A 12,974-nucleotide genomic window follows, 5' to 3' on the forward strand; every position below is an offset into this window, starting at 1 on the left:
CACTTCGCTCGAAAACGCTTTAGGAGAACGCCCATGATGCTCGAGGGATGGCGCTGGTATGGGCCCGATGATCCGGTCTCGCTCGATGACGTCAGGCAGGCCGGGGCGAGCGATATCGTCTCGGCGCTGCATCAGGTGCCGATCGGGGAGGCCTGGACGCGCAAGGCGGTCGAGGAGCGCAAGAATTTCATCGAGAACGGCCAGCCCGGTCGCTCGCAATTGACCTGGTCGGTGGTGGAATCGATTCCGATCCCCGACGATGTCAAGCGCCTCGGCGGCAAGGCGACGAAGTCGATCGAGGCCTGGATCGCGAGCCTGGAGGCGGTGGCTGCCAGCGGCATCAAGATCATCTGCTACAACTTCATGCCGGTGGTCGATTGGTGCCGCACCGATCTTGAATGGGAGCTGCCGAATGGCGCCCGCGCCATGCGCTTCGACCAGGACCGCTTTGCGGCGTTCGAGCTGCATATCCTGAAGCGGCCGGCCGCCGTCCAGGAATATTCGCCTGAGCAGCAGGCGCGCGCGAAAGCGCTGTTCGAGAAGATGAGCCAGGCCGACATCGACTATCTCGTCATGGTCATCGCCAGCGCGCTGCCGGGCTCGACCACTGAGCCGATGACCATCCCGCAATTCCGCGATCGGCTCGAGACATATCGCGACATCACGCCAAAGATCCTGCGGCAGCATCTCGCGGAATTTTTGGCGCGCGTGACGCCGGTCGCCGAGCAGCTCGGGGTGTCGCTGACCCTGCACCCGGACGATCCGCCGCGTCCGTTGTTCGGCCTGCCGCGCATTGCTTCGACTGCCGACGACTATCAGGCGCTGTTCGATGCGGTGCCGTCGAAGGCCAACGGCATCTGCCTGTGCACGGGCTCGCTCGGCGTGCGCGCCGAGAATAATCTGCCTGAGATGGCCGAGCGCTTCGGCCCGCGCATCGCGTTTGCGCATCTGCGCGCGACCAGGCGCGAGGCGGACGGCCTGTCGTTCTACGAGTCCGATCATCTCGATGGCGACGTCGACATGATCGCGGTGCTCAAGGCGCTGCTCAAGGAGAACGCGCGGCGCGCGCCCGACAGGCGGATCGTGTTCCGTCCCGATCACGGCCATCGCATGCTCGACGATCTCGCCGCTACCAAGCGCACCAATCCCGGCTATACCGCGATCGGCCGCCTCCGCGGCCTCGCCGAGCTGCGCGGTGCGATCCGCGCGATCGAGCATCGATAGAGAGGGCAGCGATGCCGCTCCATTTTCGGTGTCATCGCCCGACTTGCGGTGCGGCAACCCGAGCGGCAAGGAGTCAGAACTGCACTTCGCCGGGAATGTCGTCCGCGCCGAGGCCCACGGCCTCAAAACCCTTCAGCATCCATTCGCGGGTCTGGCCCAGCGATCGGTTGTAGTCGGCCCAGGCGCTGAGGAAATCCTTGTAGCGCCGGTCGGCTTCAGCGCGGATGCCCATGTTGGTCGGCAGCGTCAAGAGCGGGCGCGGTACCGCGAGCTCGCCGAGAGTCGGGTTCTTCTTCAAGGTCGCGACCGAGAGCACCGCCAGCGAGATGTTGCAATCGGCCCGCCCGGTTGCAACCGCGAGGATCGCCTCGTTGCGCTCCTTGAAGCCGAGGATGTTCGCCTTCGGGCAATAGCGCCGCGCGATGGTCTCGTGGGTCGAGCCGATGTCGACGGCGATCTTGACCTCGGGCTTGTTGATCTCGGCCCAGGTCTGCGGCTTGGCAAAACCCTTCTTGGTGATCACGGTGAAGGAGTGCACCAGGATCGGCGTGGAGAAGTCGATCACCAGCGAACGTTCCGGCGTTGGATTCACCGCGAAGGCGAGGTCGATCTTGTCGGCCTGCAGGTCCAGGATCTGGTTGCCCCAGGTGGATTCCAGCGTCTCGACCTTGGCCCCTAACTTGGCGGCGATGTCGTTCGCCATGTCGATGCAGGCGCCCGACCATTGATTGGTGGTGAGGTCCTTGTGGAAATAGGGATCCTGGCCGGCGATGACGGCGACGCGCAGCACGCCGCTCTTCTTGATCCGTTCGAGCGTCGAGCCCGGCGCGGTGTCGGCCCTGGCCGAGCCGGCCCCGGCGATCGCGGCGCCGGCGAGGGCCACGGTGGTGAGTGCGTCCCTGCGATTCATGGCAGTCTCCTGGGCAGTCGCTTCTGGTGAACGGTCAAACCCGGCGTCTGGACTATTTCTGTATTCAGTTTAAAATGCAATACGGTATTTTGAATTGAAACGGGATAGAAAAGCACGTGCGTGCCCTCTTCGTCGATGCCAACGACACCCTTGCCGCGGTGACTGAGAAGCTGCTGCTTGCGGAAAACCTCCCGGTCGTCATCAACCGCAATCCCGCGATCTCGCCCGAGGACCTGCCGCGCCTGCTTGATGGCGCCGAGATCATGATCGTCGATCATACTGCGGTGCCGACGGCGATTGCCGCGACATGTGCCGGCCTGAAGCATGTCGTGTTCCTCGGCACCGGCGCGCGCAGCTACATGAATCCGGAAGAGCTCGGCCAGCACGGCATCTCGGTTCACACCATCAAGGGCTATGGCGACACTGCGGTCGCCGAATGCGCGATCGCCCTGATGTGGGCCTCGGCAAAGAGCTTTGGCGAGATGGATCGCGGCATGCGCGAGGGCAACTGGCTGCGCCGCGACGCAGTGCAGCTCACGGGCAAGACGCTCGGCCTGATCGGCTTTGGCGGCATCGCGGCGGAGGCCGCGCGCATGGCGGCAGGCTGCGGCATGAAGGTGATCGCCTGGAACAGGTCGCCGAAGACGCATCGGGGCGTCGAATTCGTTGCGCTGGAGAAGCTGCTCGCCGAAAGCCATGTCGTCTCGCTGCATCTGCTGCTCAACGACGAGACCAAAGGGTTCCTGTCGCGCGAGCGCATCGCGATGATGCGCCAGGGCAGCATCCTGATCAACACCGCGCGCGGCGCATTGGTCGACGAGGACGCGATGCTGGATGGCTTGCGCTCCGGTCACATCGCCCATGCCGGCCTCGACGTCTTCACCGTCGAGCCGCTGCCGCCGGGCCATCTGCTGACGAAGCTGCCGAACGTGACGTTGTCGGCGCATTCGGCGTTCCGCACCCCCGAGGCGAGCGACAATCTGATCGGCGCGGCGCTCAATCACTGCCGCCGCATCATCGCGGGCGGCCGGTAGTGCAATCATCGAAGCCGGGCATGATGCCCGCGCAGGAGAGGAGGGGCCTTTCGATCTTGCGTGCTCTGCCCGCCTGTCCTACCCACCTCCGAACGAGATTGTGCCAAGATTTCCGTAACGCGCCGCACGCACCGCCAGAGCCAGCAGGGAGCCGTCATGACCATTCGCAACACCCGCACCGGGGGCCAGATCCTGATCGATCAGCTGGTCGCGCAGGGCGTCGAGCGCGTCACCTGCGTGCCGGGCGAGAGCTATCTGGCCGCGCTCGATGCGCTGCATGACAGCCCGATCGACGTCGTGATCTGCCGCGCCGAAGGTGGCGCTGCGATGATGGCGGAGGCCTATGGCAAGCTCACCGGACGCCCCGGTGTCTGCTTCGTCACCCGCGGCCCGGGTGCGACCAATGCCAGCCATGGCGTCCACATTGCGATGCAGGATTCGACTCCGATGATCCTGTTCGTCGGCCAGGTCGACACCGGCATGCGCGAGCGCGAGGCGTTCCAGGAGCTCGACTACAAGGCGGTGTTCGGCTCCATGGCGAAATGGGCGGTCGAGATCGATCGTCCCGACCGCATTCCGGAGCTGGTCGCGCGCGCCTTCCGCGTTGCGATGCAGGGCCGTCCCGGTCCCGTCGTGATCGCGCTGCCAGAGAACATGCTGACCGAGACCGCCGCCGTCGCCGATGCCCTGCGGATCGAGCCGGCGGTGACCTGGCCGGCGCCTAATGATATCGAGCGTGTCGGCGCGATGCTTGCGAGCGCCAAGGCGCCGCTCGTCATCCTCGGCGGCTCGCGCTGGACTGATGAGGCGACAAAGAGCATCGCGCGCTTTGCCGAACGGTTCGACCTGCCGGTCGCGACGTCCTTCCGCCGCGCCTCGCTGATCGACGCCGATCATTCGCATTATGCCGGCGATCTCGGCATCGGGCCGAGTCCGGGCCTGAAGGCGCGCATCGAAAACGCCGACGTCATCCTGCTCATCGGCGGCCGCATGTCGGAGATGCCGTCCTCATCCTACACGCTGTTCGATATTCCGACCCCGCAGCAGAAGCTGATCCACGTCCATCCGGGCTCGGAAGAGCTCGGCCGCGTCTATCAGCCGGCGCTCGCGATCCAGGCGACGCCGGCCGCATTCGCCGCTGCCGTCGAGACGCTGAAGCCGTCAGGCGCCGTCGCCTGGAAGGGCGAGGCGGCCAAGGCGCATGCCGATTACCTCGCCTGGACCGAGAAGGCGCGCGAGCTGCCGGGCACGTTCCAATACGGCCAGGTCATGACCTGGCTGCGCGACCGCCTGCCGAAGGACGCGATCGTCTGCAACGGCGCCGGCAACTATGCCGGCTGGATCCATCGCCACCACCGTTTCCACAGCTTTGCTGCCCAGCTCGCGCCGACCTCGGGCTCGATGGGCTACGGCGTGCCCGCGGGCGTGCTCGCAAAGCGGCAATATCCGGATCGCGTCGTCGTCGCCTTTGCCGGCGACGGCTGCTTCCTGATGAACGGTCAAGAGTTCGCGACCGCCGTGCAATACGACGCGCCGCTGATCGTGATCGTCGTCGACAATTCGCAATACGGCACCATCCGCATGCACCAGGAGCGCGATTATCCCGGCCGCGTCGTCGGCACGCAGCTCAAGAACCCCGACTTTGCGATGTACGCAAAAGCGTTCGGTGGCCATGGCGAGCGGGTCGAGCGCACGGAAGAATTCGCGCCGGCGTTCGAGCGGGCGCTGGCCTCGGGCAAGCCGGCGATCCTCCACTGCATCATCGATCCACGCGCGATCTCGGTCGGCAAGGATTTCGTGCCGCAGGTGAAGGCGTAGGCGATGCCGGAGGGCCGCCACGTTGCGATCATCGGCGCCGGCGCGGTCGGCGTGATCAGCGCCATCGAGGCGCTGCGCGAGGGGCCATCGCGTCACGCTGATCGATCCGGGCGAGCCTGGCGGCGAGCAGGCTGCGAGCTATGGCAACGCCGGCTGGCTCTCCTCGCATTCGGTGATCCCGCCGGCCGAGCCGGGCGTCTGGAAGAAGGTGCCGGGCTATCTGATGGATCCGCTCGGCCCGCTCGCGATCCGCTGGTCGTATCTGCCGAAGGCGCTGCCCTGGCTGATCAGGTATCTGCTGTCGGGCTGGACCGCGGCGCGCGTCGAGAAGACGGCCTTCGCATTGCGCGATCTGCTGAAGGACGCGCCGCTGCTGCACCGGAAGCTCGCGGAAGAGGCGGGTGTCCCTGAGCTCATAGAGCGCAACGGCGTGATGCATGTCTTCCCCTCGCGCGGCAATTTCGACAACGATCTCGGCTGGCGCCTGCGCAAGAAGGTCGGCGTCGAATGGCTGGAGCTCAATGCCGACGAGATGCGTCAACGCGAGCCGGACCTGCATCCGCGCTACACCTTTGGTGTCGTACTGGAAGAGGCGGGCCGTTGCCGCGATCCCGGCGCTTATGTCGCAGCCCTTGCCAATCATGCGATCGCCAGTGGCGCCAAGCACGTGCGGGCCAAGGCGACAGGGCTTAAGCTCAGCGGCAACAAGCTCGTCGCCGTCATCACCGAGACCGGCGAGATCGCTTGCGATGCGGCGGTGGTTGCGGCCGGCGCCCGCTCGAAGCAGCTCACCGCGTCGGTCGGCGATCCCCTGCCGCTCGAGACCGAGCGGGGCTATCACGTCATGATCGAGAACCCGGAATCGGGTCCGCGCAGCTCGATGATGGCGTCCGACGCCAAGATGGTGGTGAACTGGACCAACAAGGGCCTGCGCGCCGCCGGCACGGTCGAGATCGCGGGCCTCGAGGCCGCGCCGAACTGGAAGCGCGCCGAGATTTTGCGCGACAATCTCTTCAGCATGTTCCCGAAGCTGCCGAGGGACATTCCGCCCTCGCGTATCAAGACCTGGTTCGGTCATCGCCCGAGCATGCCCGACGGGCTGCCCTGCATCGGCTACGCGCGCGCCTCGCGCGAGATCGTCTACGCCTTCGGCCATGGCCATGTCGGCCTGGTCGGCTCGGCCCGCACCGGCCGTCTCGTCGCTCAGCTCCTGAGCGGCAAGCCGCCGGAGATTCCGCTGGCGCCGTTTTCGCCCACTCGCTTCCTCTGAGGTCGCATCAATGACCAGTCCAGCCAACGCATCTTCCCGCATCGTCCGTGGCGGCAAGGCGGTTTACGGCGCGCCGCTCGGGATCCTGATGCTGGAAGCGCGCTTCCCGCGCATTCCCGGCGACATGGGCAACGGCACGACCTGGCCATTCCCCGTGCTCTATCGCGTGGTGAGCGGCGCCTCGCCGGAGAAGGTGGTGCTGAAGGGCGCCCCCGGCCTGTTGCCTGATTTCATCGATGCGGCGAAGGATTTGGTGCGGCTCGGCGCCGAGGCCATCACCACCAATTGCGGCTTTCTCTCGCTGTTCCAGAAGGAGATCGCGGCGGCCGTTGGCGTTCCCGTTGCGACCTCATCCCTGATGCAGGTGCCGTGGGTGCAGGCGACCTTGCCGCCGGGCAAGCGCGTCGGCCTCGTCACGGTGTCAGGCTCGACGCTCTCGCCGGCCCATCTCGAAGGCGCCGGCGTGCCGCTCGACACGCCGCTGGTCGGTACCGAGCAGGGCAAGGAATTCTTCCGCGTCCTGATCAAGGCCGAGAAGGACGACATGGACGTCGCGCAGGCCGAGCGCGACGTGGTCGAGGCGGGCAAGGAGCTCGTCGCCAAGAACCCCGATGTCGGCGCCATCGTGCTCGAATGCACCAACATGCCGCCCTATGCGGCCGCGTTGCAGGCCGAGGTCGGGCTGCCGGTCTACGACATCTATTCCATGATCACCTGGTTTCATGCTGGACTGCGCCCGCGCGCCTTTGCCTGATTCTGGCTGTCGTAAAGGTCTGAACAGGCTTTGCTAAACGAGTCGTTTGCATTGCCACGGTCCGCACAGCCCCGGTATATTGGATCGTGTTCGAGCATGAATGCACTTGATGATGAGCAACGTGGAACTGGCTTCCGATAGTATCGTCGATCGCGTCTATGAGCAGCTCAAGGCGATGGCCGTGAGCTATGAGTTCAAGCCGGGCGAACGGCTCAACGAGGGTGAGCTCGCCAAGCGGCTCGGCGTCAGCCGCACGCCGCTGCGTGAAGCACTCAACCGTCTCAACACCGAAGGCTTTCTGCGCTTCACGCCCGGCAAGGGTTTCTTCTGCCGCGAGCTCGACGCACATGAGATCTTCGATCTGTACGAGCTGCGCAAGTCGATCGAGGTCGCCGCGGTCCGCCTCGCCGTCAAGCGCGCCAAGGACGAGGACATCGACGCGCTCCTGAAATTCCTCGAAGCCACCGGTCCCGATCCCGGCGAGCGTTCCTCGGTAGAGCTGGTCGAGCTGGACGAGACCTTCCACGAGCGGTTGATGGCGATGTCGAACAATGCCGAGATGCTGCGCGTGTTGCGCAACGTCAACGCCCGCATCCGTTTCGTGCGCTGGATCGACATGGACCGCGTCAACCGCTCGAACACGCAGGCCGAGCACCGCGCCGTGGTCGAGGGGTTGAAGGCGCGGGATGAGGAGGCTTGCGTCTCCGTGCTGGAGAAGCACATCGACCGCCGTCTCGACCGCATCACGGCCGCGATCAAGGAAGGCTACGCGCAGATCTATATGCCGGCGGCAGTGAGGTCTGCGGCCAATTGAGCTTGCGTCACCTCGCCTGTTTGAGGCGCCGTCGACGCATTTGAAACAGGTTGTCATGGCCGGGCAAGCCCGGCCATGCGCCGCGTTCGCTGCCCTCGCGCGATGCTGTCTTTATCAAGAACCGGTTCCGTGCTCATCTCCGCGCGGCGGCCTGACCCGGAGCTCTCGCTCCAGGCCGGCTTGCCGCGAGCAGCTATCCTGGAGTAAGACCATGAAACTATCCGGCAAGGTCGCCGCCATCACCGGCGCGGCGCGCGGCATCGGCAAGGCCTGCGCAAAGAGATTCCTCGACGACGGCGTCAAGGTCGTCATCTCGGACGTCGATGCCGATGGTCTGGCCGCGACGGCCGCCGAGCTCGGGCGGCCGGATGCGTTGCGCACCGTTGTCGGCAATGTCGCCAAGCGCGCCGATGTTGACCAGCTCGTTGCCACCGCCGTCAAAGAATTCGGCCGGCTCGACATCATGGTCAACAATGCCGGCGTCGCCCGCAACCGGGACATCCTCGAGATCTCCGAAGCGGAGTTCGACGAGATTATCGGCATCAACCTCAAAGGCGCGTTCTTCGGCGTGCAGGCCGCTGCAAAGCAGATGATCGCGCAGGGCGGCGGTGGCGTCATCATCAACATGTCCTCGGTGAACGCGCTGCTGGCGATCCCGTCGCTTGCGACCTATGCGATGTCCAAGGGCGGCATGAAGCAGCTCACCTCGGTCGCCGCCGTCGCGCTCGCCCCGCACAATATCCGCGTCGTTGCCGTCGGGCCGGGCACGATCCTGACCGACATGGTGGCGTCGTCGATCTACACGTCGGAGGATGCCCGCAAGACCGTGATGTCGCGTACGCCTGCGGGGCGCGGCGGCGAGCCGAGCGAGGTGGCTTCGGTGGTCGCGTTCCTTGCCAGCGACGATGCGTCGTATATCACGGGGCAGACCATCTATCCCGATGGCGGCCGGCTCATCCTGAACTACACGGTGCCGGTGAAGGATCAGTAGGGCATGCAGTTGCCCCACACTCGCTGTCATCGCCCGGCTTGACCGGGCGATCCAGTACGCCGAGACAGGAGTGATTGACTCGATCGGCCGCGGCGTACTGGATGCTCCGCTTTCGCGGAGCATGACAGCGGTTGCTGCGCGGGCTCTGTGCCCCTGATCACTCCGCCGCAACCGTCATCCCATAACCCAGCCGCTTCGAGATCCCGGTCGCGCAATCGCGCAGCGCGTGCGCGATCGGGCTGTCCCAGCGCGCGTCGAATGTGCCTTCCGGGCCCATCGCGGTGATGACCAGCGCGACGTGGCCGGAATGGTCGAATACAGGCGCGGAGAAAGCATTGACGCCGGGCAGGGGATCGCCGAGCGCGCGGGCGAGCCCGTGCTTGCGGACCTCGGCCAACATCTCCGCGACCTTCGTGCCCTTCACCGCGCGTTTCGGATTGTAGCCGACGCCGTGGCGGTCGAGCCCGCTCTCGAGTGCGGCATTGATGGTCTGCTCCGGCAGGAAGGCGGCGAAGGCGCGCCCCGTCGCGGTCTCCAGCAGCGCCATCACCGAGCCTGCACGCATCACGATATGCACGGGCTGGCCGGGCTCTTCCAGCTGCACCACGGTCGGTCCGTGCGTGCCCCAGACCGCGAGCGAGACAGCGTGGCCGATCTGGCTTGCCAGGCTCGCGATCTTCGGCCGTGCGATGCGCACGCCGGACAGGCGCCGCAGGCTGATCAGGCCGAGCTCCAGCGCCAGCGCGCCGATCTCGTAGCGGCCGGTGGTCTCGTCCTGCTCGATCAATCCGATGCGGGAGAAGCTGGCGAGATAAGGATGCGCCTTGGCCGGCGTCATGCCGGCCTCGCGGGCGAGATCACGCAGCATCATCGGCTCGCCGCTCCTGGCGAGCGCGCGCAGCAATTCTCCGCCGACCTCGATCGACTGGATGCCGCGGCTTTCTCTCTTCATGCGCCTCCAATGCGCTCAGGTTTACGCCGCGTCGCGCTTGGCGGCGCTGTCGGCGAGATGACGGCCGGCAATGTAGCCGAAGGTCAGCGCCGGCCCAAGCGTGATGCCCGCGCCGGGATAATTGCCGCCCATGATGCTCGCCATGTCGTTGCCGACGGCATAGAGCCCGGGAATCACCCGGCCGTCGGCGTCGAGCGCCCGCGCGTTCTCGTCGGTGACGATGCCGGCATAAGTGCCGAGATCGCCGACCACCATTTTGATGGCGTAGAACGGGCCGTTCTCGATCGGGGCGACGCAGGGGTTGGGGCCGTGCAGCGCATCGCCCTGGTAACGGTTATAGGCTTTTGAACCTTTGCCGAAGGCGGCATCCTGGCCTTGCGGCGCTGTTGCATTGAATTGCCTGACTGTCTCGACGAAGGCCTTGGCGTCGATGCCTGCCTTCGCCGCCAGCGCCTCCAGGGTGTCGCCGCGCAGGAGGTAGCCGGTATCAAGGTGACGGCCGAGCGGCATCGGGAATGGCGGCACGCACCCGAGGCCGTACTTTCGCAGCGTCTGGTGATCGCAAACCAAATACGCCGCGATCTCCTCGCCGGGCTTCGCGGCCTTGGTCATGGCCTGGACGAAATCGTGATAGGAATTGCCCTCATTGGCAAAGCGCTTGCCGTCGCGCATCACCGCGATCACGCCGGGCTTGGCGCGGTCGATGAAATGCGGCATCACGCCTTTCGAGCCGTCCTTGCGCGTGGTCAGCGACACCGGCACCCAAGCCGCCGCGTTCGGCAGGCGGTCCTCGATATGCCCGCCGGCACTTTCCGCCAAGCGCAGGCCGTCGCCGGTATTGCCGGTGGGGCCGGGGGAAAAGTGCTCTTTGCCGGTCGGCGCGTGCGGGAACATCCTTTTGCGGCGCTCGACGTCATGCGGAAAGCCGCCGCAGGCGAGCACGACGCCCTGTCGCGCGCGAACGCGCACGTCGCGTCCCTCGCGCGACACGATCGCGCCGGTCACCGTGCCGTTCTCGACCGTCAGCTCGCGCACCGGCGAGGACAGCCACATCGGAATCTTCAGATCCTGCGCGGATTTCGCAAGACGGCCTGCGAGCGCATTGCCGTTGGTCAGCGTCATGCCGCGGCCGTAGCGCAGCACGTCCATGAGATGCCGCGACAGCCGCTTTGCGACGTACACCGCCGAGGTCAGCGACTTCGTCACGCGCATGAAGTGGATGATCTCCTTGCCGGAGCCAAGCATCATGCCGAACACGGTGAGCTCGGGCAGGGGCATCCCGAGTGTCTTGATCTGGTCGCCGAGCTCGCGGCCGTCGAACGGGCGCGTCACCATCGAGCGGCCGCCCTGCGCGCCGCCGGGCGCTTCGGCGTGATAGTCCGGAAACACCAGCGGCATGTCGAAGCGCAGCGCGGTCTTGGTGGTGAAGAAATCGACGGCTTCAGGGCCGGCGCTCAGGAAAGCATCGACGCGCGCGGCGTCAAAATTGTTGCCGGCTTCGTGCCGCAGATAAGTGCGGGCCTGCTCCGGCGTCTCCTCGATGCCATAGGCCTTCGCCAGCGAGGTGCCGGGAATCCAGAGCCAGCCGCCGGAGCGGGCGGTGGTGCCGCCGAAGCGCGCCTCCTTCTCGACGATCAGCACGTCGAGCCCGCGGTAGCGCGCGGTGATCGCGGCCGACATGCCGGAACAACCCGATCCGGCCACGAGCACATCGCACTCGTATGTTTCGCTTGCGTTGCGCTCGTTGCCGGCCATATCGGACCTCACTTCTTCAGGAGCGGGCACTTGGACTCGGAGACCGGGCGGAAGGCGTCCTCGCCCTTCACGGTCTTGACGATCTCAAGATAGTCCCAGGGTTCCTTGGACTGCTCGGGCGTCTTCACCTTGGCGAGATACATGTCGCGGATGACGCGGCCGTCCTCGCGCAACTTGCCGCCGTGCACGAAGGTGTCCTCGATCGGCAGCTCGCGCATCTTGGCCATCACCTTGGCCGGATCGTCGCTGCCGGCCGCTTTGATGGCCTTGAGATAATGCAGCACCGAGCCATAGACGCCGGTCTGGATCATGGTCGGCATCACCTTGGTGCGCTCGTAGAACTTCTTGGACCAGGCACGGGTCGCTTCGTCCATGTTCCAGTAGGAGGCCGTGGTCATGTAGGTGCCCTGCGCGGCCTTCAGACCGATCGCGTGCACATCGGTGTCGAACATGAGCAAGCCCACGAGTTTCTGGCCGCCCTGGACCAGCCCAAACTCGCCGGACTGCTTGATGGCGTTGTCGGTGTCCTGGCCGGCATTGGCGAAGGCCACGACGTCGGACTTCGAGCTCTGCGCCTGCAGCGCGAAGGATGAGAAGTCCGCGGTGTTGGTCGGATGCTTGACGCCGCCGAGCACCTTGCCGCCCATCTCGTTGATGAAGCGCGTGGCGTCCCTCTCGAGCTGCTGACCGAATGCATAATCCGCCGTGATGAAGTACCAGGATTTTCCGCCTTCCTTGATCACGGCGGAGGCCGTCACCTTCGACAGCGCGTAGGTGTCGTAGGTGAAGTGCACGGTGTTCGGGCTGCACAGCTCGTCGGTCAGCGAGCTCGCGCCGGGGCCGGAGAGCAGGGCGATCTTGTTGCGCTCGCGCACCATGTTGTGCACGGCGATCGCAATGCCGGAATTGGGGATGTCGACGACGGCATCGACCTTGCCATTGTCGAACCAGCCGCGCACGATCTGCACGCCGACGTCGGTCTTCATCTGGTGGTCGGCGCTGATGATCTCGATCGGCTTGCCGAGCACGGTCGGCCCGAATTCCTCCACCGCCATCTTCGCGGCCTCGACGGAGCCCGGCCCTGAATTGTCGCGGCCCCAACTCGACAGATCCGTCAGCACGCCGATCCGCACCGCATCGTCGGAGACTTGCGCGATAGCGCCCGTGGTCATGGCGGCCGATGTCATGGCCGCGAGGATGGCGCAGGCCCAAAGCCCTCTCATCGTCGTTTCCTCTCTTTTATGGGCCGCTTGGCGCGCCCGGTCTTCCAGCGGCAAATTAGATAATGGCGAATGAGTTTGTCAATGGCGAATGATGGCCGGCGACGGAGGTTCCATGCTGCCGGCTGCGTCGCGGAAACACGTGCGCAGCCTGCTCAACACCCGTCATTGCGAGCGCAGCGAAGCAATCCAGAGTCTTTCACCGGAGAGATTCTGGATTGCTTCGTCGCAA

10 protein-coding genes and 1 pseudogene are annotated in these 12,974 nt (G+C 65.6%); 7 read left to right on the top strand and 4 right to left on the bottom strand.

What is annotated here, in order from left to right; all coding sequences use genetic code 11:
- Positions 1-33: 33 nt before the first annotated feature.
- Positions 34-1,224, top strand: a complete 1,191-nt coding sequence (uxuA, locus tag ACVWY3_RS38235) for a mannonate dehydratase (RefSeq protein ID WP_456843065.1) — start codon at positions 34-36, stop codon at positions 1,222-1,224.
- 73 nt (positions 1,225-1,297) lie between these two features.
- On the opposite strand, the gene ACVWY3_RS38240 is transcribed toward uxuA, so the two are convergent.
- A complete protein-coding gene (locus ACVWY3_RS38240) occupies positions 1,298-2,134 on the bottom strand; it encodes a transporter substrate-binding domain-containing protein (protein WP_456843066.1) in 837 nt (278 codons plus the stop codon).
- Positions 2,135-2,250: 116 nt separating this feature from the next.
- Here ACVWY3_RS38240 and ACVWY3_RS38245 point away from each other — a divergent pair, with 116 nt between their 5' ends.
- From ACVWY3_RS38245 to ACVWY3_RS38270, 6 genes and pseudogenes are all read left to right on the top strand, one after another.
- Positions 2,251-3,168 carry an NAD(P)-dependent oxidoreductase gene (locus ACVWY3_RS38245; RefSeq protein WP_456843067.1) on the top strand — a complete coding sequence of 306 codons (918 nt, stop codon included), beginning with the start codon at positions 2,251-2,253 and terminating at the stop codon, positions 3,166-3,168.
- Between the two features lie 156 nt (positions 3,169-3,324).
- Positions 3,325-4,986 carry a thiamine pyrophosphate-binding protein gene (locus tag ACVWY3_RS38250; RefSeq protein ID WP_456843068.1) on the top strand — a complete coding sequence of 554 codons (1,662 nt, stop codon included), beginning with the start codon at positions 3,325-3,327 and terminating at the stop codon, positions 4,984-4,986.
- A gap of 3 nt (positions 4,987-4,989) precedes the next feature.
- Positions 4,990-6,256: pseudogene (locus ACVWY3_RS38255) on the top strand (NAD(P)/FAD-dependent oxidoreductase).
- 10 nt (positions 6,257-6,266) lie between these two features.
- Positions 6,267-7,010, top strand: a complete 744-nt coding sequence (locus ACVWY3_RS38260; protein WP_456843069.1) for an aspartate/glutamate racemase family protein — start codon at positions 6,267-6,269, stop codon at positions 7,008-7,010.
- 109 nt (positions 7,011-7,119) lie between these two features.
- Complete coding sequence (locus ACVWY3_RS38265; RefSeq protein WP_456843070.1) at positions 7,120-7,824, top strand: GntR family transcriptional regulator; 705 nt, start codon at positions 7,120-7,122, stop codon at positions 7,822-7,824.
- Between the two features lie 211 nt (positions 7,825-8,035).
- A complete protein-coding gene (locus ACVWY3_RS38270; protein WP_456843071.1) occupies positions 8,036-8,815 on the top strand; it encodes an SDR family NAD(P)-dependent oxidoreductase in 780 nt (259 codons plus the stop codon).
- A 157-nt stretch (positions 8,816-8,972) separates the two neighbouring features.
- On the opposite strand, the gene ACVWY3_RS38275 is transcribed toward ACVWY3_RS38270, so the two are convergent.
- The 3 genes from ACVWY3_RS38275 to ACVWY3_RS38285 are packed head-to-tail and all read right to left on the bottom strand — an operon-like array spanning position 8,973 to position 12,745.
- Positions 8,973-9,767 carry an IclR family transcriptional regulator gene (locus ACVWY3_RS38275; protein ID WP_456843072.1) on the bottom strand — a complete coding sequence of 265 codons (795 nt, stop codon included), beginning with the start codon at positions 9,765-9,767 and terminating at the stop codon, positions 8,973-8,975.
- 21 nt (positions 9,768-9,788) lie between these two features.
- A complete protein-coding gene (locus tag ACVWY3_RS38280) occupies positions 9,789-11,522 on the bottom strand; it encodes an FAD-dependent oxidoreductase (protein WP_456843073.1) in 1,734 nt (577 codons plus the stop codon).
- An 8-nt stretch (positions 11,523-11,530) separates the two neighbouring features.
- On the bottom strand, positions 11,531-12,745 hold the full coding sequence (locus ACVWY3_RS38285; protein WP_456843074.1) for an ABC transporter substrate-binding protein: 1,215 nt from the start codon (positions 12,743-12,745) through the stop codon (positions 11,531-11,533).
- Between the last annotated feature and the right edge of the window lie 229 nt (positions 12,746-12,974).

The organism is Bradyrhizobium sp. USDA 4486 (genome assembly GCF_054057995.1).